The 24529-nt window shown below is 41.5% G+C and carries 14 protein-coding genes; 10 read left to right on the forward strand and 4 right to left on the reverse strand.

Features of this window, described 5'->3' with window-relative positions:
* Positions 1 to 177: 177 nt before the first annotated feature.
* Positions 178 to 7878 carry a LamG-like jellyroll fold domain-containing protein gene (locus tag V5739_RS02605; protein WP_423819538.1) on the forward strand — a complete coding sequence of 2567 codons (7701 nt, stop codon included), beginning with the start codon at positions 178 to 180 and terminating at the stop codon, positions 7876 to 7878.
* A gap of 98 nt (positions 7879 to 7976) precedes the next feature.
* Here the strand turns inward: V5739_RS02605 and rsmG are convergent, their stop codons facing one another.
* Positions 7977 to 8606 (reverse strand): 16S rRNA (guanine(527)-N(7))-methyltransferase RsmG, encoded by a 630-nt coding sequence (gene rsmG / locus V5739_RS02610; protein ID WP_345599084.1) that lies wholly within the window; start codon positions 8604 to 8606, stop codon positions 7977 to 7979.
* A gap of 109 nt (positions 8607 to 8715) precedes the next feature.
* On the opposite strand from rsmG, the gene V5739_RS02615 reads away from it, so the two are divergent.
* Both V5739_RS02615 and V5739_RS02620 read left to right on the forward strand, forming a co-directional pair.
* On the forward strand, positions 8716 to 9816 hold the full coding sequence (locus tag V5739_RS02615; RefSeq protein ID WP_423819539.1) for a fatty acid desaturase family protein: 1101 nt from the start codon (positions 8716 to 8718) through the stop codon (positions 9814 to 9816).
* Between the two features lie 35 nt (positions 9817 to 9851).
* On the forward strand, positions 9852 to 11042 hold the full coding sequence (locus V5739_RS02620) for a pyridoxal phosphate-dependent aminotransferase (protein ID WP_266070709.1): 1191 nt from the start codon (positions 9852 to 9854) through the stop codon (positions 11040 to 11042).
* Positions 11043 to 11792: 750 nt separating this feature from the next.
* Here V5739_RS02620 and V5739_RS02625 read toward each other — a convergent pair.
* Together V5739_RS02625 and trkA are read right to left on the reverse strand one after the other, a co-directional pair.
* Positions 11793 to 13289: a TrkH family potassium uptake protein gene (locus tag V5739_RS02625; RefSeq protein WP_423819540.1), complete on the reverse strand. Its 1497-nt coding sequence runs from the start codon at positions 13287 to 13289 to the stop codon at positions 11793 to 11795.
* Positions 13289 to 14638, reverse strand: coding sequence for a Trk system potassium transporter TrkA (trkA, locus tag V5739_RS02630; protein ID WP_266070706.1), 1350 nt, complete (start codon positions 14636 to 14638; stop codon positions 13289 to 13291). The genes V5739_RS02625 and trkA overlap by 1 nt, the downstream gene beginning before the upstream one ends.
* Positions 14639 to 14771: 133 nt before the next feature.
* Between trkA and ubiE the strand changes: the two genes are divergently transcribed.
* Positions 14772 to 15500, forward strand: coding sequence for a bifunctional demethylmenaquinone methyltransferase/2-methoxy-6-polyprenyl-1,4-benzoquinol methylase UbiE (ubiE, locus tag V5739_RS02635; RefSeq protein ID WP_423819541.1), 729 nt, complete (start codon positions 14772 to 14774; stop codon positions 15498 to 15500).
* Positions 15501 to 15504: 4 nt separating this feature from the next.
* Positions 15505 to 16212, forward strand: a complete 708-nt coding sequence (locus V5739_RS02640) for a porin family protein (protein WP_423819542.1) — start codon at positions 15505 to 15507, stop codon at positions 16210 to 16212.
* Here the strand turns inward: V5739_RS02640 and V5739_RS02645 are convergent.
* Positions 16199 to 16939 carry an RNA methyltransferase gene (locus V5739_RS02645; protein ID WP_423819543.1) on the reverse strand — a complete coding sequence of 247 codons (741 nt, stop codon included), beginning with the start codon at positions 16937 to 16939 and terminating at the stop codon, positions 16199 to 16201. The two genes, V5739_RS02640 and V5739_RS02645, sit on opposite strands and share 14 nt — an antisense overlap.
* 37 nt (positions 16940 to 16976) lie before the next feature.
* Here V5739_RS02645 and V5739_RS02650 point away from each other — a divergent pair, with 37 nt between their 5' ends.
* The 5 genes from V5739_RS02650 (at position 16977) to V5739_RS02670 (ending at position 24506) form a co-directional block, all read left to right on the forward strand.
* A complete protein-coding gene (locus tag V5739_RS02650; protein WP_423819544.1) occupies positions 16977 to 19541 on the forward strand; it encodes a BamA/TamA family outer membrane protein in 2565 nt (854 codons plus the stop codon).
* A gap of 43 nt (positions 19542 to 19584) precedes the next feature.
* Positions 19585 to 20652 carry a class II fructose-bisphosphate aldolase gene (gene fbaA, locus V5739_RS02655; protein ID WP_266070701.1) on the forward strand — a complete coding sequence of 356 codons (1068 nt, stop codon included), beginning with the start codon at positions 19585 to 19587 and terminating at the stop codon, positions 20650 to 20652.
* Between the two features lie 63 nt (positions 20653 to 20715).
* A complete protein-coding gene (gene accD / locus V5739_RS02660) occupies positions 20716 to 21573 on the forward strand; it encodes an acetyl-CoA carboxylase, carboxyltransferase subunit beta (RefSeq protein ID WP_266070700.1) in 858 nt (285 codons plus the stop codon).
* A 126-nt stretch (positions 21574 to 21699) separates the two neighbouring features.
* Positions 21700 to 21969: a 30S ribosomal protein S15 gene (gene rpsO / locus V5739_RS02665; protein WP_265164334.1), complete on the forward strand. Its 270-nt coding sequence runs from the start codon at positions 21700 to 21702 to the stop codon at positions 21967 to 21969.
* 305 nt (positions 21970 to 22274) lie between these two features.
* Entirely contained in the window at positions 22275 to 24506 is a 2232-nt protein-coding gene (locus V5739_RS02670) for a polyribonucleotide nucleotidyltransferase (RefSeq protein ID WP_266070699.1), read from the forward strand.
* Positions 24507 to 24529: the final 23 nt, after the last annotated feature.

Here is a 24529-nt window from a genome sequence, read left to right on the forward strand (position 1 = left end):
TAAAACCAAGTACAAAAGAACCCAATAAAAGGATCTGGAAGTGGTTTCTGGTAGATTGAACCTTAAAGAAGTGTATTTAATCGGATTTTTAATTCTTTTACCGATTAAAAAAAGGAATAAAAGAACACAATCTTGAAAATTTTCCTACTTTTACCTGCTGATTTTTAACGGTTTGCCATGGGGAAAATTTACAATTCTCTTAAAATTTCGGTCCTCTTTCTACTACTGACAAGTTCGGTACTGGCATCCTTTTGGAATAACTCTACATCAAATACTTATATTTTCCCTCAGGAACATCAGCCTCAGGCACAAAATTGGGCGGAATCTCCTTACGGAATTTTTTCTGCTGCTTTTCAGGAATGTAGCCTTTCGGCCAGTTTGTCTTCAACTAACATCACTTGTAATGGCAACAGTGACGGATCAATAAATATTTCGGGACCTTCAGGAGGGAGCGGAAGTTATCAGTATAGCATTGACAATGGCAACTCCTGGCAGGATTCGGGTAATTTCCAAAATCTTGCACCTGGAAGTTATCAGGTACTTATAACTGATAAATCTGATACTTCCTGCCGGGTTACCTTGAGTCCGAATCTAGAGATCTCTCAGCCAAACTTCCTGACTCTAACAAACTCTACCAGCACTCCTGTTTCCTGTAACGGCGGCAACGACGGAACTGCAAACGTAGGAACTGTGGCAGGCGGAAATTCAGGTTATACTTACAGCATTAATGGAGGTGGTTTTTCAACAGCCACTACTTTTAGCAATCTTTCCGCAGGAGATCATATCATTACTGTTAGAGACAGTAAGGGCTGTGAAACTTCGGAAACTGTTACAATTTCTCAACCAGATGTACTGACCATAACAAACTCTACCAGCACTCCTGTTTCCTGTAACGGCGACAACGACGGAAAAGTCACTGTCGGCACAGTTGCAGGCGGAAACTCAGGTTATACCTACAGCATCAATGGAGGAAGTTTTTCTACAGCCACTACTTTCAGCAACCTTTCCGCAGGAGATCACGTGATCACTGTAAAAGACAGCAAGGGCTGTGAAGCTTCAGAAACGCTCACTGTTTCTCAGCCAAATGTACTGACTCTCACAAATTCCACCACCACACCCGTTTCCTGTAATGGAGGAAGTGACGGAAAAGTAACTGTTGGCACCGCTTCAGGCGGAAATTCGGGATATACCTATAGCATTAATGGAGGTGGTTTCTCAACAGCCACAACTTTTAATAATCTTTCTGCAGGAGATCATGTGATCACTGTAAAAGACAGCAAGGGCTGTGAAGCTTCGGAAACGGTTAATGTTTCTCAACCCGATGTCCTGACTCTCACCAACTCTACCAGCACACCCGTTTCCTGTAATGGAGGAAACGACGGAAAAGTAACTGTAGGAACTGTGACAGGTGGAAACTCAGGTTATACCTACAGCATCAACGGTGGTAGTTTCTCAACAGCCACTACTTTCAATAATCTTTCCGCAGGAGATCATGTGATCACTGTAAAAAATAGCAAGGGTTGTGAAGCTTCGGAAACTATTACAATTTCTCAGCCGGATGTACTGACTCTTATAGGCTCCACCACCACTCCCGTTTCCTGTAATGGTGGCAACGACGGTAAAGTAACTGTCGGCACAGTTGCTGGTGGAAATTCAGGTTATACATACAGCATTAACGGAGGTAGTTTTTCAACAGCCACTACGTTCAGCAACCTTTCCGCAGGAGATCATGTGATCACTGTAAAAGATAGTAAGGGTTGTGAAGCTTCAGAAACTGTGACTATTTATGAGCCGGATGTACTGACTCTGACAAATTCCACCACCACTTCCGTTTCCTGTAATGGAGGAAACGACGGAAAAGTAACTGTAGGAACTGTGACAGGTGGAAACTCAGGTTATACCTACAGCATCAACGGTGGTAGTTTCTCAACAGCCACTACTTTCAGCAACCTTTCCGCAGGAGATCATGTGATCACTGTAAAAGATAGCAAGGGTTGTGAAGCTTCGGAAACTATTACAATTTCTCAGCCGGATGTACTGACTCTTATAGGCTCCACCACCACTCCCGTTTCCTGTAATGGAGGAAGTGATGGAACTGTAATTGTCGGCACTGTTGCAGGCGGAAATTCAGGTTATACTTACAGTATTAATGGAGGTGATTTTTCAACAGCGACTACTTTCAGTAACCTTTCCGCAGGAGATCACGTGATCACTGTAAAAGACAGCAAGGGCTGTGAAGCTTCGGAAACGGTTAATGTTTCTCAACCCGATGTCCTGACTCTCACCAACTCTACCAGCACTCCTGTTTCCTGTAATGGAGGAAACGACGGAAAAGTAACTGTCGGCACGGTTGCAGGTGGAAATTCAGGTTATACCTACAGCATCAACGGTGGTAGTTTTTCAACAGCCACTACTTTCAATAATCTTTCTGCAGGAGATCATGTGATCACTGTAAAAGATAGCAAGGGTTGTGAAGCTTCGGAAACGGTTACAATTTCTCAGCCGGACGTACTGACTCTCAGAAATTCCACCACCACGCCTGTTTCCTGTAATGGAGGAAACGACGGTAAAGTAACCGTGGGCACTGTTGCAGGTGGAAATTCAGGTTATACCTACAGCATCAACGGTGGAAACTTTTCTACAGCCACAACTTTTAATAATCTTTCCGCAGGAGATCATGTGATCACTGTAAAAGACAGCAAGGATTGTGAAACTTCAGAAACTGTTACAATTTCTCAGCCAGATGTACTGACTCTCACAAATTCCACTACCACGCCCGTTTCCTGTAATGGAGGAAACGATGGAAAAGTAACTGTCGGTACTGCTTCAGGTGGAAATTCAGGTTACACCTACAGCATTAATGGAAGTGGTTTTTCAACAGCCACTACTTTCAGCAACCTTTCCGCAGGAGATCATGTGATCACTGTAAAAGACAGCAAGGGCTGTGAAGCTTCAGAAACTGTGACTATTTCTGAGCCAAACGTATTGACTCTAACAAATTCCACCACCACTCCCGTTTCCTGTAATGGAGGAAGTGATGGAAAAGTAACTGTCGGCACTGTTACAGGCGGCACAACTCCTTACGAATTCTCTGTAGATAATGAGAATTTCTACTCCACAAAACTTTTTGAAAACCTCCCAGCCGGAAATCATACAATCTTTGTTAAAGATGCTAATGAATGTTCCATCCAGGTGCCAGTAACCGTATCCCAGCCAGCTCTTTTAACCGCTCAAATCACCAAAACAGATGTTGGTTGTGCAAATGGAAATAGTGGCGCCATTAATATTTCAAACGCTTCAGGAGGGCATGGTAGTTATGAGTACAGCATAGACGGCTCTAACTGGAAATCCTCTTCCAGCTTTAGCGGACTTAATGCCGGAACTTATTCTGTAGCTATAAGAGATGCAGCATACCCTAACTGTATAGTAGTGCTCAATTCAGCATTAAAAATTAATCAACCGGCCCAACCACTATCTGTGGTAAATACAAATATTCAGCGAACCACCACCTATGGCACAGCTACTGGTTCAGCAACTGTAGATTTTACCGGAGGCACGCCGGGTTACACCTATGAATGGCGCAAAAAAGGAGAGACTGCAATTCTTCAAACTACAAAAACAGCAAATTATCTGGTTGCAGGAGAATACGAAGTAACGGTAACCGACAACAAGGGTTGCAAGCTTACTACTACTGTCCACATATATGATGCTATCCATGCCCCAATAATTCCCACCTCTGTATGTGGCAGTGATACCGACATTATTAGAACCTCATATTTTGAAGTAGAAGATCTTTCTGCGAAGGGCGGAGTGGGACCTTATACCTATTCCTGGAATTTTGGAGCAAATGCCACTCCCGCTACAGCTACCGGCCCGGGATCTCATAAAGTTATTTATTCTGCCACAGGAAATAAAGATGTAAAACTTACGGTTACTGATGCTACCGGAGTTTCAAAAACCATTTCAATCATACATTATGCAGGGGAATGTTTTGTTGACGACTGCGGATCAAATGACTTTGAAATTAGTCCGTTTTACATCGGTGATGCCAACGGAAACAAAATTACCAGTGAAACCTGTGATGATGATATTTCAAAATTCATCTACTTTAATCTGCCTTCTGGCCCCACACGGTATTCGCTATATATGGAATATATATTTTCTATAGAACACCCCAATGGGGAAGTAACCCGCCTGAACAGAGGCAGGTGTCTATACGATAAACAGGCAATACCTCAAAAAGTAAAAACCATTGAGGTTGATTGGAATTGCGGAGACATACTCGTTGTAGAAAATGTATACCTTACCTTTTCCAACAATAGCAAATGGACGTGCGGACAGGGCCCCAATCCTAAATGTTATTCCACCAATAGTCCCGAGACGGTACAGGCTCCGTTATTTGTCACAGTTACTGCAAATGAATTACTGTGCTACGGTTCTAAAAACGGCACTGTAACCGCAAAAGCTTCCGGAGGAAAAGCTCCTTATTATTTCAGTATTACCGGTTCAAATGGAACCTATCAAAGCTCTAATGTGTTCAATAGTCTCGAAGCAGGCACTTATACAGTTTGGGTGAAAGACAGTGAAGGCAAAAAATTTGAATCGGAGGCTGTAGAGATCATCCAGCCGCTTGCCCCAATTACTATCAACTTAACTTCTGTTAATCCTGCCTGCTACGGTGAAAAAGGGAAAGCTACAGCTTCACCGCAGGGAGGCACCCCCTTCATTGATGAAAACGGCAATAGTTACTACGAATATCTCTGGAATGATCCAACAGAACAAACCACAGCTACTGCGATAAATCTACTTGCAGGCAACTACACTGTAACCGTTATTGATGCCAATGGCTGCCAGGCTATCGTACCGGTCACTATTACCCAGCCTGAACAGCTGACTGTTGCTGAAACTGGTCCCGATCAAACGTTTGGATGCGGATTTTACGATACTGTTCTGGAGGCAAATACGCCCGTGACCGGCGTGGGAACCTGGACGGTAATTGATGCCCCAAATTCAAGCTGGACACTTGCCGAACCAAATAGCCCAACCTCAGCTTTTAGCGCCCCGGCAGGTATTTACACGTTAAGATGGACAATTGCCCATGCCGATGGCACCTGCGGAACAAGTAGTGACATGACGGTTAATTTTAAAGGCGATTGCAGTACTCTAGATTTTGACGGAGTAGATGATTACGTCTATATTGGAGATAGAAATAACTTTTCTTCAGATTTTTCTATGGAGGTCTGGATTAGACCGAAGTCTGTTCAGGGATTAAAAACAATTATTTCAAAACGTAACACAGCTGCATTAACTTCCAGTGGATACGACCTGGTAATCAATAATGGTGCACCCACGTTTAGATGGAATGGAAATTCGGTTTCTACTTCACACAAATTAAGCACAACCCGCTGGTACCATCTTGCAGTGGTTTTTAAAGGCAGTAGTGTTGAATTATATGTAGACGGCATCAAAGTAGGAAACTCTACCGGCTCCAAACCAACAGCCAATTCGTTCCCATTTCTTATTGGTGCTATGTATAATGCAGAGAACCCCGAAGTGCCGCAAAACTATTTTAAAGGCTGGATGGAAGAACTCAGAGTGTGGAACACCGCCCTCTCTGTAGAGCAAATAAGGTTTATGATGAACCAGCGCATTGAGCCCACAGGTAGCCTTGTAAAAGGAATAATTCTCCCCATGAACGTTCCTGAAACCTTATCCTGGTCATCCCTCGCAAGTTATTACAGGCTTATTGCTGAAGATGCTAAAGTGGCCCAGGGAATAGCAGTAGACAGGGCAAATAATGGTGTAGACGGGCATCTGCGGAATATTGAAAGCCTTCAGCAAAATACTGCTCCCCTTCCTTATATTTCCGAAGCTGATGGCGCATGGAAAACCCGGACGGCATGGGATGTTCATATAGGAGATGACGGAGAGAATTTCTGGACCTGGCCCAATGATAAGGGGATCAATGGAGAAAACATTAACTGGAATATTGCATATGTTACCCACGAGCAAAATTCCGGAAGCCAAAATATTACGCTGCTTGGATTTTTACTAAATGGAGGAAAGTTGGATATGCTGGGTGAAAACCCTGTACGCACCTCCAGCGGAATTCAGCCTGGAACCGGAAACGGCCTCACCATAACCAAATACCTCGATCTTGGTGGTTTTATAGACCTGAATGGAGAATCACAGCTGGTCCAGACCCAGGGTAGTATTTTAGTTGGCAATGGCAGCATACAAAAAGACCAGCAGGGAACCGCCAGCAGTTACAATTACAATTACTGGACATCACCGGTGAGTATTAGCGGTCAAAACAGCGGTTACAAAATCGCTTCAGTACTAAAAGATGGTACAGATCCTACCGATCCAAAAATTATTGACTTTAACTATCAGTTTCATTGGGCAGACAAGGCTATGGCCAGCCCTATTAAAATAAGTTCTTACTGGCTGCATAAATTCTTCGGAGATTCAAACGAATACAGCCAGTGGGAGAAGATCAATGAAAGTACAACGCTCTTAAAATCTGGAGAAGGATATTCCATGAAAGGATCTTCGGGGTACAGTGAAATTCTCGATCTTCAGAATTACGTGTTCACCGGAATGCCAAATAACGACACCATTTCGTTAAATATCACTACCGGAAAAAATTACCTTATTGGGAACCCTTACCCATCGGCTATTGATGCCAATGAGTTTATTCTCGATAATTTGAAGGATAGAAGAAACGGCACTAATGTTTTTAACGGCTCCCTTTATTTCTGGTCGCATTTTTCAGGCAACACGCACTACCTGCCCCTTTACATTGGCGGCTATGCAGTGTATAATCTTTCTGGCGGAATTAGAGCCATAGCAAATGACGAGCGTATTAATGCTACAGGAGATGAAGGTGGTGAGAGGCCGCAACAGTACATTCCGGTGGCCCAGGCCTTTTTTGTAAGTACCGCCCTCGATGAATCTATCACTTCTCAATATGGCGTTAGCATTGATGGAGGAGAAATTTTGTTCAGGAATAGTCAGCGTTTCTTTGTTTCTGAGATTGATCCCACAAAATCGGTATTTCATTCCCAGGAGAAAAAAGGCTTAAATGAACCTAAATCTTCTACCGCGGAAGGCAGAAAAAGGATCTGGATCAAATTCCGTTCCCCTGAAGGTTACCACCGTCAGCTTCTGGTTACAGCTGATGAAAATACGACTTCAGGATTTGACCTTGGCTATGACGCTCCCCTTATAGAGAACAACAGGGAAGATATGTACTGGTTGTTCAATGAATTAGAGGCCATTATTCAGGGGGTACCCGATTTTGGAGAAAGCAGGGTGTTGCCATTTGGCATTAAAACTTCCAAAGGAGGCCAAATTACCATTGCAATTGATGAGCTTGAGAACATAAGCGAAAATGCTCCAATTTTTGTAAAAGACAATGATACCGACACTTATCATAATTTACAGGAATCAGATTTTACTGCTGAAGTCGCAGCGGGAAACATCCACGACCGATACGCCATAGTCTTTAAAGACAATCAACCTTCCGAAGAAGATCCGGGAGACCCTGATGAAGGAGGTGATGACGACGGCAATAATGGAGGTGACGACAGCATCATCATTGAGAAACCTCAACAACCTCAACCTTCTTCAACGGGATTAGAGGTCCTTTATTTGGGAGAATCAAAGCAGCTCGTCATTAAAAATTACGATTTATTACCTGTCAAAAATGTCATTTTATACAACACTATGGGGCAGGCGATCTATTCGTACAGCAAAAGTGAAATTGAACAGGGAAGCATTATAAAATTACCGGTAGAGGTTCCGGTTAAAGGAATGTACGTTGTGCGGGTGTACCTGGAAGATTCGAGTGTGGCTCTTAAGTTCCTTGTAGATTAACGCTGCGGTAATGAAAAAAGAGGTCTCAAAAATGGCATTTTTGACCAGCCCCCAATAAGTGCACAACTTTTGGGGGCTAGTCCATCTTTTGAGGTTCCTTATTTTTTATACTTCAGGGGTAGATGCACCACCTTTTTGGTCTCAAAAAAATCTTCTTCGAAGAAATCTGGCAGCTCATAGATCACGGCTTTGGGATAATCGGCCAGTTCTTCAGAAAGGTCTCCGCCTTTTAGGTAGAGAATTCCGTTTTTAAGTTCGTGTTTGCTCTGTTTCGCAATCTTACCGGTGGTCCAGTGTACAAAAGTAGGCATGGCAGCAACCGCCCTGCTTACAATAAAGTCGTAATGCCCCGGTACTTCTTCTACCCTGGCATTTGTAGTATGAACATTTTTTAGGCCCAGGCCTTCAACCACTTCATTGACCACTTTGATCTTTTTACCAATACTGTCTACAAGGTGAAAATTGGTTTCGGGATGCAGAATGGCAAGAGGAATACCAGGAAAACCGCCTCCTGTGCCCACATCAAGGATTGATGCGCCGGGAAGAAATTCCTGAACTTTGGCAATTCCCAGAGAATGCAGCACGTGACGAAGGTAAAGTTCATCAATGTCTTTACGGGAGACTACATTTATCTTAAGATTCCAATCCTGGTACAGTTCCTGCAGTTTAGAAAACTTATTCTTCTGATCTTTTGAGAAATTGGGAAAATATTTTTCGAGAAGCTCCAAACTTTTTTATTTTTCAGCAAAAGTAATAATTTAAAGCATTAATTGTGAAGTGCTATACTCGTAGAGAATTATAATCTTTTACCTTTGTCATTTACATACAAAATTTTTAATGAATACACCTACAGTACGTTTTTCCCGGACAGATTCAGCAAAGTTCTTCCGAACCCTTAATAGCAGGGTGAATGCCTATTTCAAAGAAAACAACCTTTCAAAAAGTGGAAACTGGAAGCTTCACCTCAAAGCCGTGGTCATGTTTTCCCTTTTCTTAACTCCATACTTTCTCATTCTTACCCTTGACATTTCTCAATGGTGGATGTTATTACTTACTATAGTGATGGGAGTAGGTATGGCCGGTGTGGGCATGAACATTATGCACGATGGTAATCACGGCTCCTACTCTTCCAAAAAATGGGTAAATAATCTAATGGGTGGTACTATCTACGTTTTGGCAGGAAACGTTTATAACTGGCAGGTACAGCACAATGTTCTGCATCATACTTATACAAATATTCACGGGCACGATGAAGATCTTGATGCCGGCAGGATCATACGTTTCAGCAAACACGCCAAATGGCACAGCTTTCATAGGTTTCAGCAGTATTACTCCATATTTTTATATGGGTTACTTACCTTTAACTGGGCACTCACCACAGATTTTAAGCAAACCAAAAGGTATCTTGCCCGTAAACTTTCTTACGGAAAAATGCCAAATCCGGTAAAGCAATGGAGCATCATAGCCATCACTAAACTTATTTACGTGGCAATCTGGATTGTCATCCCAATGCTTATTCTGTCTATCGCCTGGTGGAAGATCCTTATTGGGTTTTTCATAATGCATTACACTGCAGGCCTTATTTTAAGTGTGGTATTTCAACTGGCTCACGTAGTAGAAAAAACCGACATGCCTTTACCCGATGATACCGGTTCTATGAAAAACACATGGGCTATTCATCAATTATTTACCACGGTAAATTTCTCTACCAAAAATAAGTTAGTCAACTGGTTTACCGGCGGATTGAATCACCAGGTAGAGCATCACATTTTTCCGAATATTAGTCATATTCATTACAACAAACTATCAAAAATAGTGAAGGAAACAGCTAAAGAATGCCAGCTGCCTTATAATGAATATAAGACCACCCGGGCAGCCATTACCGCACATTTTCGCCATTTGCGCGAAATGGGAATGAAGCCCACAGTATCATCTTAACTATTATTCTACCATAACTATCAACCCTTTTTAACATGTACCAACTATCTGATCGCATTAACAACATGTCTACCTCTCAAACCCTGGCAATGGCTGCCAAGACCAGAGAACTTAAGGCAGAAGGAAAAGACGTTATAGGCCTTAGCCTGGGAGAACCCGATTTTAATACTCCCGACTTTATTAAAGATGCCGCCATACAGGCCATCAATGAAAATTACAACGCCTACACGCCGGTAGACGGTTACGTGGAGCTAAAAGATGCTATTATCAACAAGTTTAAAAGAGATAATGGCCTCACTTATGATCGTTCCCAAATTGTTGTTTCAACAGGAGCAAAACAATCCCTGGCCAACGTTGCGATGGTAATGCTCAACCCTGGAGACGAGGTGATCCTTCCCTGCCCTTACTGGGTGAGCTATGCCGAAATTGTGAAGCTGGCCGAAGGCGTTCCCGTAGAAGTACCTACTTCAGTTGAATCAGATTTTAAGATGACACCACAGCAACTTGAAGCTGCCATTACGCCCAAAACTAAAATGTTGTGGTACAGTTCCCCTTCAAATCCCAGTGGGATGGTTTACAGCAAAGAAGAACTTCGTGCTTTGGCCGATGTTTTGGTAAAACATCCGCAAATCATTGTGGTGAGCGATGAAATTTATGAGCACATTAATTTTGTGGGAGGGCACGCCTCTATGGCAGAGTTTGAAGATATGTACGACCGTGTGGTGACTGTAAACGGAGTTTCAAAAGCTTTTGCCATGACCGGATGGAGAATTGGCTACATAGGAGCCCCTGCCGAGATTGCGAGAGCCTGTAACAAAATGCAGGGCCAAATCACCAGTGGTGCCAACTGTATCGCACAACGTGCGGTGATTACTGCTTTAGAAGCTCCTGTAAGCAAGATCCAGTACATGATCGACAGGTTTAAGAGCCGCAGAAAGTTGATCATTGATTTAATGTCGGGCATTGAAGGTTTTGCCATTACAGAGCCAGAGGGTGCTTTTTATGTTTTCCCAGATATTTCCTATTTCTTCGGAAAGACCATCAATGGCTACGAAATTAAAGATGCAACCGATTTTTCTATGTTCATTTTAGAAAGAGCTTTGGTAGCTACAGTAACCGGAGATGCTTTTGGAAGCCCAAACTGCATCAGGTTCTCTTATGCCGCAAGTGAAGCCGAAATAGAAGAAGCTATGAATCGCATCAAAAATGCTATTTCTGAAAAATAATTTCTTCTGAAATCTATAAAAAATCCCTGCTGAAAAAGTAGGGATTTTTTGTTTATGCCTGAAGCATTTTGAACACAAGACCTCCCAAAAATGCCATTTTTGAAGAACATTCTATTCCTGAAGTTTGAAAAAGGGCATTCTCGTCACGGATTGTAAATCCGCGACATCTAAATACTGATACTTCTACTTCCCGCAGATTCTACAGATTTCCGCAGATAGAAAAGAAGAAATTTCAAAAATGAAATTTTTTAATTCTCAATTCTAAAATCCCAATACTTAACCGCTCCTCTTTGTGGAATGCCTTCCGGGAAAACACTTTCCAAAAATGCCATTTTTGAAGAACATTTTCAGTCATGTAAATTTGAATTGAATTCTTCTCGTCACGGATTACAAATCCGAGACATCTAAATACTGATACTTCTATTTCCCGCAGATTCTACAGATTTCCGCAGATAGAAAAGAAGAAATCTCAAAAATGAAATTTTCTAATTCTCAATTCTAAAATCCCAATACTTAACCGCTCCTCTTTGTGGAATGCCCTCCGGAAAAATACTTCCCAAAAATGCCATTTTTGAAGAACATTTTCAGTCATGGAAATTTGAATTGGATCATTCTCGTCACGGATTACAAATCCGCGACATCAGTACGTCAGTTTTTCAGAGGTAAAAGAGAAGAAAAATTATCTAACGAAAATCACTCACTACTCAATACTCAATTCTCAATACTAATTACTGCATACTGCCATTAATCCTATCGGTTTCTCCAGAAGAATGGTGTTAAAAGTATGAGGACGGTAAAGAGTTCAAGTCTTCCTATAAGCATAAGAAAAGAACACCACCATTTTCCCTGAGGGGGCAAAGAATCAAAATTGTTTACCGGCCCAAGATCTCCAAATGCCGGGCCTATATTACCCAGTGCAGATGCCGCTCCCCCAATTGCAGTCTCAAAATCGAGGCCGATGGAAGCAAGCACTAAAGCCCCAATTATGAAAGAAAGCATGTAAAGGATAAAAAAGCCCAGAATATTAAAGACAATCTTTTTACTTATACTCTTACCGTTATAATGTACCGGAAGTACAGCGTTTGGGTGCAGCGTTCTTTTAAATTCAATGAGGCCGTTTCTAATCATGATCACATGACGCATCACTTTAACCCCCCCAGCTGTAGAACCTGCTGAGCCACCAAGGAAAAATAATCCAAAGAAAAAGACCGTCAAAAAAGTTGTCCATAAAGTATAATCTGCCGTGACAAAACCTGTAGTGGTAACAATAGCAAGAACCTGAAACAGGGAATGTCTCAAGGCACTTTCAAATTCTCCCAAAATCATAGGATGGTCTATAGAAGAAAGCGAAGGATCGGCTTTAAAAAAAACGATTAAAGCAGCAATCAACGTAAAACCAATAATAAAATAGGAATACCATTTAAACTCTTCATCTCGAAACACCTTTCTAAAATTCCCTTTGAATCCAAAATAACTTATTACGAAGTTTGTTCCTGCCAGAAACATGAAGAGAGAGATAATGTACTGCACCAGCGGATTGTCATTCCAGTAGGCGACACTTGCGTTTTTGGTAGAAAATCCACCTGTAGAGAGTGTACTTAGGGAGTGATTAACGGCATCAAAAAGGCCCATCCCGGCTACGTATAACAATACAGTTTCAGCAAAAGTTAGACCTACGTAAATAAACCAGAGCCTTTTGGCGGTGTCGGTAATTCGTGGTTTCAGTTTATCGGCACTGGGGCCCGGAGCCTCTGCGGCAAATAGCTGCATACCGCCAATTCCCAACAGGGGAAGTATCGCAATGGCCAGGACTATAATTCCCATCCCCCCAATCCAGTGGGTAAGGCTCCGCCAGAAGAGCAGCCCTTTGGGAACAGATTCTATATCATTTAAAATTGAAGCCCCTGTGGTGGTGTAGCCAGACATGGTTTCAAAAAAGGCATTTGTAAAGGAAGGTATTCCACCGCTTAACACATACGGCAGGGTACCACTTAGTGCCATAAAAACCCAACCAAAGGTAACAATGAGATAGCCATCCCTTTTTTTGACCTCTTTCACATGCCCCCTGGTAAAGACCATTGCCAAACCTCCAATTCCCATAGTAATTAGTGCTGCCTGCAGGATGCCCCAGGTTACTCCATCCTGATAGTAAAAACTAACTCCGGCAGCAGTAAGCATGAACCCCCCGTTGCAGACCATGAGCACCCCCATGATATGACTAATTATAGGCTTATTAAGTCTTGGCATTAGAGGAACAATTTTTCTACTTTGTGAATGGCATGTGGCAAACAACAAATTACAATCCGGTCACCGGGAAGAATTCTAAAATTACCCAAAGCAATCACTCCTATTCCATCTCTTATAACTCCACCAATAATTGCTGATCGCGGAAAGTCAAGATCTATAATTTTTTTATTGGAAACCTTCGAAGTAGGTTTAACTATGAACTCCAGCAGCTCAGCATCCATATTACTAAGGCGTGTCATTGCAACGACCTCTCCTTTTCTTATGTACCTGAATATATTACTGGCGGCCAGTAGTTTTTTATTGATAAGCGTATCTATCCCTATGGAGTGGCTTAACTGAAAATAGTCCATATTCTCAACCAGTGCAATGGTTCGCTTTACATTCTTAGACTTCGCAACAAGGCAGGTCATAATATTGGTTTCAGAATTTCCTGTTACCGCAATAAAGGCGTCCATATCCTGAATGCTTTCTTCCTCAAGCAACTCCACATTACGACCATCACCATGAATGATCAGGGCTTTTGGCAGTTCATCGGCAAGATCAAATGCTGTATCCTTATCGCTCTCTATGAGCTTCACATTCATTTTCTTTTTGCACAAATCCATCGAGGCTTTACGGCCTATCTTGCTTCCTCCCAGAATCATCACATTTTTCATGTTCTGGCGTTTCTTTCCTGTAAGTTTGTAAAGGTCACTTACTCCCCCACGTGTGGTAACAAAGTAAACCTGATCGCCCTCTTTAAAAGTAGTAGTTCCCCTGGGAATAGTTGTCTCTACAGTATCCTTCCGCCGTAGTGCAATTGGCATAAAATGAATCCCCGGAAAAATCTTGGCAGTCTCTTTAACCGACTTCCCTAAAAAAGCAGCCGATTCAGAAAGTGTTAATCCCACCATAGTAAGGGCTCCATCTTCAAATTCGTAACTATCATTAAAAGCCGACTGATTCAGGAGAAGTTCAATTTCACGGGCGGCTAATGCTTCAGGAGAAATGAGTTCATCAATTCCAAACTGGGTAAAACCTATCTCGTCCTTTCCGTCCAAAAATTCGGTATTGGCAATTCTGGCAATGGTACGTTTTGCACCTAATTGCTTTGCCAGAACACAAACAGTAATATTTGTTGTTTCACTACTGGTAACACCAATTAACAGATCTACATCTTTTACCTGCGCATCTTTGAGCACCGAAATGGAAGTAGCATCTCCCCTTAGAGTCCGAATATCCAGATGGGCATCGGCATAGATAAGATTCTCACGACTCACATCAATAAGAGTGATATCCTGCGATTCATATGACAATAGCTTGGCTAAATGGAATCCTACCTCACCGGCACCGGCAATGATTATTTTCATAAGGAACAAGTAAGTTCAAGAGGCACAAAGTTAATGTATTTCAATCGAGCAAAACAAAATACCACATAAGTATTTGGTTTACAGGCTCAGCATTTGATAGATAAACATGTATCTTTGGCGAAAATTTTTTGGCATGAGCAAGAAGGTTACCCCATACAAAGATTCCAGTTTAAACAAGAAGAAACAGGTAGAGCAAATGTTTGATACCATTTCTACCAACTATGATGGTTTAAACAGAGTTATCTCTTTTGGAATTGATGTAAAATGGCGTAAAAAAGTAATTAATATAATTTCTGAAACCAATCCTGAATCTGTTCTTGACATCGCAACCGGAACAGGAGACCTTGCCATTAGTCTGGCAAAAACAGGTGCAAAAGAAATTGTGGGTCTTGATCTTTCTGAAGGAATGTTGTCTGTAGGAAGAAAAAAGATCGAAGAAGAAAAACTTACAGGGCGAATCAAGATGATTCAGGGAGACTCTGAAGCTTTACCTTTTGACGATAACAATTTTGATGCTATTTCAGTTGCTTTTGGGGTTCGCAATTTCGAAAATTTAGAAAAGGGCTTATCAGAAATTTTGCGGGTTCTAAAACCGGGCGGGATTTTTGTCATTTTAGAGACCTCTGTCCCTACTAAATTTCCGTTTAAACAAGGTTACCAATTCTACTCTAAGAATCTTCTTCCCCTAATTGGTAAATTGTTTTCCAAAGACAAAGTTGCCTATAGTTACCTTAGTAAAAGTGCCGCCGCTTTCCCTTACGGCGAAAACCTGAACAATATTTTACGTGAAATTGGGTTTATAGAGGTACAACACAAGCCTCAAACAATGGGAGTGGCGACTATTTATTCGGCATCAAAATAAGATCATGAAGAAGTTTTTAATTGCAGCAATTGTATTATTGTCGGCTTTACCAGCACGTGCACAGCTTTTTGGCGGGGAAGATGTGATCAATAATCCAAATTTTGATATGCAGCGATTTTCCTGGGGATATTTTCTTGGATTCAACACTTACGACTTTGATTTTGACTATAAGAATTATAAAGCCAGCCCGGCTACTGGAAAAGACTTTTCTATAGACAGAACCATAGGTTTTAACGTGGGTTTAATCGGGAATATGCGCCTTAGCGATCACCTCGACCTACGCCTGGAACCCGGAGTCTCTTTTAACAGAATTAATTTTCAAGCCACAAAAGCAGATAGTAAAACTTTCAGGGAAATCAATTCAACTTTTGTACACATCCCGCTACTACTGAAATTTTCTACTACCCGAATAAATAATTTTAAACCTTTTGTAGTAGGTGGAGTGTCTACATCTCTAAACCTCTCCAGTAACGAGAATAACCCCGAAGACAACAGCGATGGCCAGTTTAGAATGACCACGAATAATTTTTATTATGAAATAGGTTTTGGGATAGACCTTTATCTCTACTACTTCAAGTTCACCCCATCAATAAGAGGAGTATTTGCCATTAATGATGAACTTGTGAGAGATAATGACCCCAACAGCTTTTATACAGGTAACATAGAAAAAATGTCTTCTCGCGCTGTCTTTATCAATTTTACTTTCCAGTAGGTTTATTTCGGCTAAATTCACTTAAAAAAATGGCAGCGGCAGTCGCCACATTTAGGCTTTCTGTCATGGCTTTTCCAAACTGGGGGATGTTCAGCTTTTGAGTAATAAGTTTTTCTACTTCAGGTGAGATACCGTTACCCTCGTTACCTAAAACTACTACTCCTTCTGGAGAAACCGGTTCCCGGTAAACATTCTTACCTTCCAAAAATGTGCCGTAGACAGGTCTTTCTTTAGGGAGCTCTCGCAAATATTCAGCTAAATCAAGGTAATGAACCTTTACTCTTGAAATAGACCCCATGGTGGCCTGCACCACCTTTGGGTTATAACAATCTACCGTACCCTGTGAACAAATAAGGTCTTCGACCCCAAACCAGTCGCACAACCTAATAATAGTCCCCAAATTACCGGGATCCTGCACATCGTCTAGTGCTACCTGCAATCCTTCAGCTTTAGGCTGCACTACTTCAGGAATATGAAAAATAGCCAAAGCTGTTTGTGGGGATTGCTGATTGCTTACTTTTTTGAGATCGCCTTCAGTAATGAGATAGGTTTTTTCTTCCGCAGCATCAAAGATATCTTCAGCAGTAAATAAAGAATGAAGTTTTAAAGGGGAAGAAAGCAGTTCAAAAATGCCCTTTTTGCCCTCTATAACAAACAACCCATGCCTCGCCCTGTACTTTTTTTGAGACAGGCTTTTTATAAGTTTAATTTGGCTTTTGCTAAACATACCAAAGTTGTATTTTTGAGCACATTAAATAGGCTACTTGAAACATTTACGGGCAAAAATATCATTAATTCTTTTAATTGCTTTATTTCTTTCTTCCTGTAACGCTGTAAAAAGGGTTGAAGACGATCAAAGACTTCTAAAAGAGAATACCATTTATGTGGATGGTGAGGAGGTCTCTCAAAGGAATATTTACAACCAGCTTTACCAGGAGCCGAACAAGTCTTTCCTGGGGCTACCGCTACAGCTGTACCTCTACAATCTCGCCAATCCCAATCCCGATACTACTTATATTAACTGGCTTCAGAAAAAACCGAAGCGAGCCGAAAGACTGGCAGATATTCTTTCTGAAAAGCAGGTAGTAAGGCTGGGAAACATTTATGTAAATATTAATGAATGGTTAAAGGAAACCGGCGAACCTCCTGCAATTGTTAGTGAAGAAAAAAGTCAACGATCTGCAGAACGGCTTAAGGCGTGGTACTGGAACAATGGCTGGTTTAATGCAGAGACTGGGTACGAGATCATTCCCACCAAGAAAAAGAGGGCGAAAATAAATTATTTTGTTACGCCAAAGCAACCTTATTATATAGATTCTGTCACTACAAAAATTGCTTCGGCGGTGGCCGATTCCATTTATGAAGCCCATAAGAAGAACTCCCTGATAGTGCCCGGAGTTCAATACAAAACCCAGGATTACGGAGCCGAGCGAGAACGACTGACTCAATTATACCGGAATAATGGGTTGTATCATTTTGAACAGGAATATATAAGTTTTGAGGCCGACACCATAAATACTGATCATAAAGTAAACTCTGCCATAATTATCCAGAACCGGGAAGCAACGGTAGATGGCGTGGAAACAAGAATTCCTTATAAGGTGCACAAGATAAGCAAGGTGAATATCTTCCCAGATTACCGCTATGAGAACCGCACCGAACCTATAACAGATACTGCCTCTAATGAAGGCTACAACCTTTACAGTTTTGAAAAGCTACAGTTTAAACCGGGGGCTCTTACCAATGCAATATTCATTACCCCGGGCACCATATATTCTGATGCCGATAGGACACTAACTTACAACCGACTCAACCAGCTAAGGATCTTTAAATACCCGAACATTCAATACATGGAGGATCCTACCGATACCACAGGCACAGCACTTGTTGCCAATGTTTTTCTCACTCCGCGTCAAAAATATTCTTTGGGTTTTGATTTTGATCTTTCCCAAAGCAACATTCAAAAATTCGGTATTGGTTTTGGGGGTTCACTTTTAATCCGGAATGTCTTTAAGGGAGCCGAAATTTTAGAGATCTCTGGAAGGGGAAGTATAGGATCTTCAAAAGACGCTGCAAATGACTCTGATCGATTCTTTGACATCACCGAAATTGGTATGGATGTAGATCTTACCTTGCCGCGTATTTTATTTCCTTTTTCAACCGAAAAATTTATTCCAAAGTACATGTATCCTTTTACCACCCTGGGTGCAGGTGCCAGTACGCAGACTAATATTGGTCTTGACAAGCAAAGTTTTACTGCTGTTATGAACTATAGATGGCTGCCCAACGATAAACTTACCCACCTCCTTGACCTGGTAAATGTGCAGTATGTACGCAACCTGAATGTAGATAACTACTTCAACGTATATCGTAATTCATACCTGGAAATAAACGAAATAGCAACTTCAGAAAATGTCAATGCTCCCGAAGAATTTTACACCACAAATGAACAGGGAGAGCGTTTTCTCATGATTCCTGAAGGTGCCGATGGTTTCTTACGCGCAGCACGCCTGGGAGAGGTTCAGGGGCTAACAGGGAGCCAGTCTGAAATTCTTAGCGATCTAAGAGAGCGAAAAAACCGGCTAACCGAAGATAACCTTATTTATGCAACCAATTTCTCTTATATCCTCAACAAAAAAGAGAATATCTATGATGAAGATTTTTCCCGGTTACGAATAAAATTAGAAGCAGCAGGACACTTTCTCTCTGCTGTATCCAGGCTCGCAAGGATCAAAAAAGACGAAACCGGCAGGTACAGCATTTTTGGAGTGAATTTCTCCCAATACGTTAAAACTGAAATTGACTATATAAAACACTGGGATCTGGGACGTGACAATGTAATTGCCATAAGGACTTTTGGAGGTATCGCCATTCCCTATGGAAATTCGAATAGCATTCCCTTCATAAGATCATTTTTTGCCGGAGGGCCTAACGATAACCGAGCCTGGCAACCTTATTCCCTTGGCCCCGGAAGTAGCGGTGGCCGAAATGAATTCAATGAAGCCAACATGAAGATAGCTTTAAGTGCTGAATACAGGTTTAATCTTTTTGGCGACCTTAACGCAGCCGTTTTTGCAGATGCAGGAAATATCTGGAATGTTTTTGATGTTGTAGAAGAAGAGGCTTCAACCTTTACGGGCCTTCCCGACCTTAAAGAACTTGCACTGGGAACAGGGCTGGGCTTCCGGTATGACTTCGATTTTTTTGTTCTGAGGTTTGATGTAGGTTTTAAAACTTACAACCCTGCCCTTGAACCAGAAAACAGGTGGTTTAGCGGGTACAAACTTTCAAAAGCAGTATTTAATGTAGGGATCAATTATCCTTTTTAACCCGACTATTTTTCTTATTTTTGTTAACCAAATAATAATAATTATGAGTTATAATATCAAACCCGGCGTTGCTACTGGCCAGGAGGTACAGGAAATTTTTAAATACGCAAAAGAGAAAAATTTCGCACTTCCCGCTGTCAATGTCATAGGCTCAAGTACTATTAACGCGGTACTTGAAACAGCAGCCGAATTAAATTCCCCCGTCATCATACAGTTCTCCAATGGAGGAGCACAATTTAATGCCGGTAAGGGTCTTTCTAATAAAGATGAGAAAGCCGCTATCGCAGGAGCTGTTGCCGGCGCAAAGCACGTTCATGAACTGGCAGAGGCTTATGGAGCAACAGTTATCCTTCACACAGATCACTGTGCGAAAAAACTTACAGGATGGGTAGATGGAATGCTTGATGCTAGTGAAAAGCATTTTGAGCAGTTTGGAAAACCTTTATTCAGTTCTCACATGCTCGATCTTTCTGAAGAATCTCTTGAAGAGAACATTGAGACTTCTAAGAAGTATCTTGAGAGAATGAGCAAAATGGGAATGACCCTCGAAATTGAACTTGGAGTTACCGGTGGCGAAGAAGATGGAGTTGACAATACCAACATTGATTCTTCGAAGCTTTACACCCAGCCAGATGAAGTTGCCTACGCTTATGAAGAATTGAGCAAAGTGAGCAATCAATTTACCATTGCTGCAGCTTTTGGTAACGTTCACGGGGTTTATAAGCCCGGAAATGTAAAATTGACTCCGGTGATCCTTAAAAATTCACAGGATTTTATTTCTGAAAAATACGGTGTTGAAAAAAATACTATAGACTTCGTTTTCCACGGCGGAAGCGGTTCTACAGTTGAAGAAATAAGAGAAGCTATTGGCTACGGAGTTATCAAAATGAACATTGACACAGATCTTCAATATGCTTATTTAGAAGGAATTCGCGATTACATGGGCGAAAATGCCGATTACCTAAAAGGTCAAATCGGTAATCCTGAAGGTGCAGATTCTCCAAATAAAAAATACTACGATCCAAGAAAATGGATTAGAGAAGGAGAGGTAACTTTCAAAAACCGTCTAAAAAAGGCTTTTGAAGACCTTAATAACATTAACACCCTGTAATAAAACTAATTAGAGGTATGGCCTGAATATTTTCGGGCCATACCTTTTTTAATCTCATTCACCATGGCTTGGTTTAGAAGAACACAAAAGGGAATACAAACTGCCACCGAAGACAAAAAGGATGTGCCCAAAGGTTTGTGGTATAAATCCCCTACCGGAAAGATTGTAGATGCAGAGCAGCTGGAGAAAAATTTTTATGTAAGCCCCGAAGATGGTTATCACGTAAGAATTGGAAGTAATGAATACTTCAAGATCCTTTTTGACGATAATAAGTTCACAGAACTTGACAAGAATCTATCGTCACGTGACCCGCTGGATTTCGAGGATACAAAAAAATATACCGATCGCCTGGAGGATGCCCAAAAAAAGACTGGTTTAAAAGATGCCGTTCGCACAGCAGTAGGAAAATCAAAAGGTAAAGACCTGGTAGTAGCCTGTATGGATTTTGCCTTTATAGGCGGCTCTATGGGTTCTGTAGTTGGAGAGAAAATCTCCAGGGCTGCAGATTATGCCTTAGAACACAAGCTCCCACTTATGGTCATCTCAAAATCTGGAGGAGCCAGGATGATGGAGGCAGCTTATTCTTTAATGCAGCTGGCAAAAACCTCAGCCAAACTTGCCCAACTGGCCGATGCCAGAATTCCTTATATTTCCCTCTGTACAGATCCTACAACAGGTGGTACCACAGCATCTTTTGCAATGCTTGGAGATATAAATATTGCCGAACCCGGTGCCCTTATCGGTTTTGCCGGCCCTCGTGTAGTAAAAGATACTACCGGTAAAGACCTTCCAGATGATTTTCAAACTTCAGAGTTTCTTATGGAACATGGATTTTTAGATTTCATCACTAAAAGATCTGAACTTAAGAATAAGGTCAACCAATACATCGATCTTATTCAAAATCAACCCATACGGGCTTAAAAATGACATTTTAGGCTGTCAATCAGAAAAGTAATATTTTACCCTGTTAATATTTTATAATATATTATATTTGCGGCCTGGCAGAAAACCTGTCAATACATAAAAATCATTAAAATTAATATTGGAATGTATTTAACTAAAGAAGCAAAAGAAGAACTTTTTGCAAAACACGGCAAAGGAAAGAACGACACAGGTTCTGCCGAAGGACAAATTGCCCTGTTCACTCATCGTATTGAACATTTAAGTCAACACTTAAAGAACAATCGTCAGGATTTTAATACAGAGCGATCACTGGTAAAATTAGTAGGTAAGAGAAGAAGCCTACTTGATTATTTAATGAAGAAAGATATCTTGAGGTATCGTGCGATCGTTAAAGAATTAGGATTAAGAAAATAACTAAAAGGGGCTCTCGCGGCCCCTTTTTTTATACCATTTCTTCTTTACACACAGCTTTTTTAAAAATTTATTATTGGTTTTTCTTTTCCTTTGAAAAATCTCCGTAATTTTTAAGCTGAAAAAATTCAGTAATAAAAGCTCATTTTTGACACCTCTGGTTTTTTACCTGGCAGGTGAGAAAACAAAAGGCAGTTTTTCATTGGTCTTCACAACCCACAACAACAACACAACCTGTCCCGTTCAGAATTAACGGGAGACCATTGTTTAACAACCTGCAAATGAGCAGGAGTAGAATTAAAAAATTTATGATTCCAAAGACATTTAAGGAGGTTATCGACCTTGGAGATGGCAGGACTATTTCCATCGAAACCGGAAAATTGGCAAAACAGGCCCACGGTTCTGTTGTTGTTCAAATGGGAGACGCTATGCTACTTTGTACCGTAGTTTCTAACTACAACAAAAGCACGGCAGATTTCTTTCCGTTAACAGTAGATTACAGAGAAAAATTTGCAGCCGCGGGTAGATATCCCGGCGGATTCTTTAAAAGAGAAGCACGCCCAAGCGACGGAGAAGTTCTTGTAATGAGAATTGTTGACCGCGTTTTGCGTCCCCTTTTCCCTTCAGATTATCGATATGAGACCCAGGTGATGATCCAGCTGATGTCTCATGATGAAGAAGTAATGCCCGATGCACTTGCAGGACTGGCAGCTTCAGCAGCAATTCAGCTTTCAGATATCCCATTTGAAACTGCAATTTCTGAAGCCCGTGTGGGAAGAATCAACGGCGAGTTCGTGATCAACCCAAGCCGTAGCCAACTGGCAGAATCTGACATTGATATGATCATTGGTGCCTCTGCCGATTCTGTAATGATGGTAGAAGGTGAAATGAAAGAGATTAGCGAAGAAGAAATGGCCGAGGCTATAAAATTCGCTCATGAAGCCATCAAAGGTCAAATTGAAGCCCAGCAACGCCTTGCCGATGCTTTTGGAAGAAAAGAGACCAGGGAATATGCTGTTGCAGAATCTGATGAAGATCTGTACAACAAAGTTCGCGAAGCTGCTTATCAAAAGATCTATGATATCGCTAAAGGTGCTCATAGCAAACATGAACGTAGCGATGCATTTTCTGCAGTAAAAGACGAAGTTCTTGAAATGTTCTCTGAAGAAGAACTTGAAGAGAAAAAAGATCTTATAAAAGGTTACTTTAACAAAGTAGAAAAAGAAGCAGTTAGAGAATTGACCCTTGCTGAAGGTTTGCGTCTTGACGGAAGAAAGACAGATGAAATTCGCCCAATTTGGTGTGAGATCGATTACCTTCCTTCTGTACACGGTTCTGCCATATTCACCAGAGGTGAGACTCAGGCACTTGCTACAGTGACCCTTGGAACTTCCAGAGAAGCAAATATGATAGATATGCCTACCCACCAGGGTGAGGAAACTTTCTATCTGCACTACAACTTCCCTCCTTTTAGTACAGGTGAGGCCTACCCAATTCGTGGTACATCACGAAGAGAAATTGGTCACGGTAACCTTGCACAAAGAGCCCTTAAAGGAATGATTCCGCAAGACTGCCCATATACTGTAAGGGTTGTTTCTGAAGTACTTGAATCTAACGGATCCTCATCTATGGCAACCGTTTGTGCCGGTACAATGGCAATGATGGATGCAGGTATTCAATTGAAGAAACCGGTATCTGGTATTGCTATGGGACTTATTTCTGATGGAGATCGTTTTGCAGTACTTTCTGACATCCTTGGAGATGAAGATCACCTAGGTGACATGGACTTTAAAGTAACCGGAACAGCCGACGGAATTACCGCCTGCCAGATGGATATTAAAGTAAAAGGACTTGCTTATGAGATCCTTGTTAAGGCCCTTAAACAAGCCAGAGCAGGAAGACTTCATATCCTTGATAAACTTACCGAAACTATTGCTGAACCAAAAGCAACCGTAAAAGCTCACGCTCCAAAAATGGAGAAAGTGGAAATACCGGGAGAATTCATTGGTGCTGTAATTGGGCCTGGAGGAAAAGTTATTCAGGAAATGCAGAAGGAAACCGGAACTACCATTGTAATCGAAGAAGTCGAAGATATGGGAGTGATCGAGATCCTTGGTGTGAACCAGGAAATGATCGACGAAGTCAAAAAACGTATCAAAGCAATCACTTTTAAACCTGAAGTTGGTAAAGTATACGAAGTGAAAGTGGTTAAGATGCTTGATTTTGGCGCTGTAGTTGAATACAAGGAAGCAAAAGGAAATGAAGTACTTCTTCACGTTTCTGAACTTGCCTGGGAACGCACAGAAAATGTGAGCGATGTTGTCAACATGGGCGACGAGTTTGAAGTAAAATATCTGGGTATGGATCCTAAAACAAGAAAACCTAAAGTTTCCAGAAAGGCTATCCTACCTAAACCAGAAGGATATTCTCCAAGACCTCCACGAGACAACAATCGTGATAGCGGGAGACGCGATAACCGTGATAATCGCGGCCGTGATGACCGTTCAAGAGGAAACAGAGATCGTAACGACAGGAACTAATTCCTGCCAAACCGAATAAATTT

The organism is Salinimicrobium sp. TIG7-5_MAKvit, assembly GCF_049569215.1.
GTDB classification, from domain to species: domain Bacteria; phylum Bacteroidota; class Bacteroidia; order Flavobacteriales; family Flavobacteriaceae; genus Salinimicrobium; species Salinimicrobium profundisediminis.

Bases quoted from the DNA above. Each gene is read 5' to 3' on its own strand.
- V5739_RS02605 (WP_423819538.1), top strand. From the start codon at position 178: ATGGGGAAAATTTACAATTCTCTTAAAATTTCGGTCCTCTTTCTACTA.
- V5739_RS02615 (WP_423819539.1), top strand. From the start codon at position 8,716: ATGAATACACCTACAGTACGTTTTTCCCGGACAGATTCAGCAAAGTTC.
- V5739_RS02620 (WP_266070709.1), top strand. From the start codon at position 9,852: ATGTACCAACTATCTGATCGCATTAACAACATGTCTACCTCTCAAACC.
- V5739_RS02625 (WP_423819540.1), bottom strand. From the start codon at position 13,289: ATGCCAAGACTTAATAAGCCTATAATTAGTCATATCATGGGGGTGCTC.
- trkA (WP_266070706.1), bottom strand. From the start codon at position 14,638: ATGAAAATAATCATTGCCGGTGCCGGTGAGGTAGGATTCCATTTAGCC.
- ubiE (WP_423819541.1), top strand. From the start codon at position 14,772: ATGAGCAAGAAGGTTACCCCATACAAAGATTCCAGTTTAAACAAGAAG.
- V5739_RS02640 (WP_423819542.1), top strand. From the start codon at position 15,505: ATGAAGAAGTTTTTAATTGCAGCAATTGTATTATTGTCGGCTTTACCA.
- V5739_RS02645 (WP_423819543.1), bottom strand. From the start codon at position 16,939: ATGTTTAGCAAAAGCCAAATTAAACTTATAAAAAGCCTGTCTCAAAAA.
- fbaA (WP_266070701.1), top strand. From the start codon at position 19,585: ATGAGTTATAATATCAAACCCGGCGTTGCTACTGGCCAGGAGGTACAG.
- accD (WP_266070700.1), top strand. From the start codon at position 20,716: ATGGCTTGGTTTAGAAGAACACAAAAGGGAATACAAACTGCCACCGAA.
- rpsO (WP_265164334.1), top strand. From the start codon at position 21,700: ATGTATTTAACTAAAGAAGCAAAAGAAGAACTTTTTGCAAAACACGGC.
- V5739_RS02670 (WP_266070699.1), top strand. From the start codon at position 22,275: ATGATTCCAAAGACATTTAAGGAGGTTATCGACCTTGGAGATGGCAGG.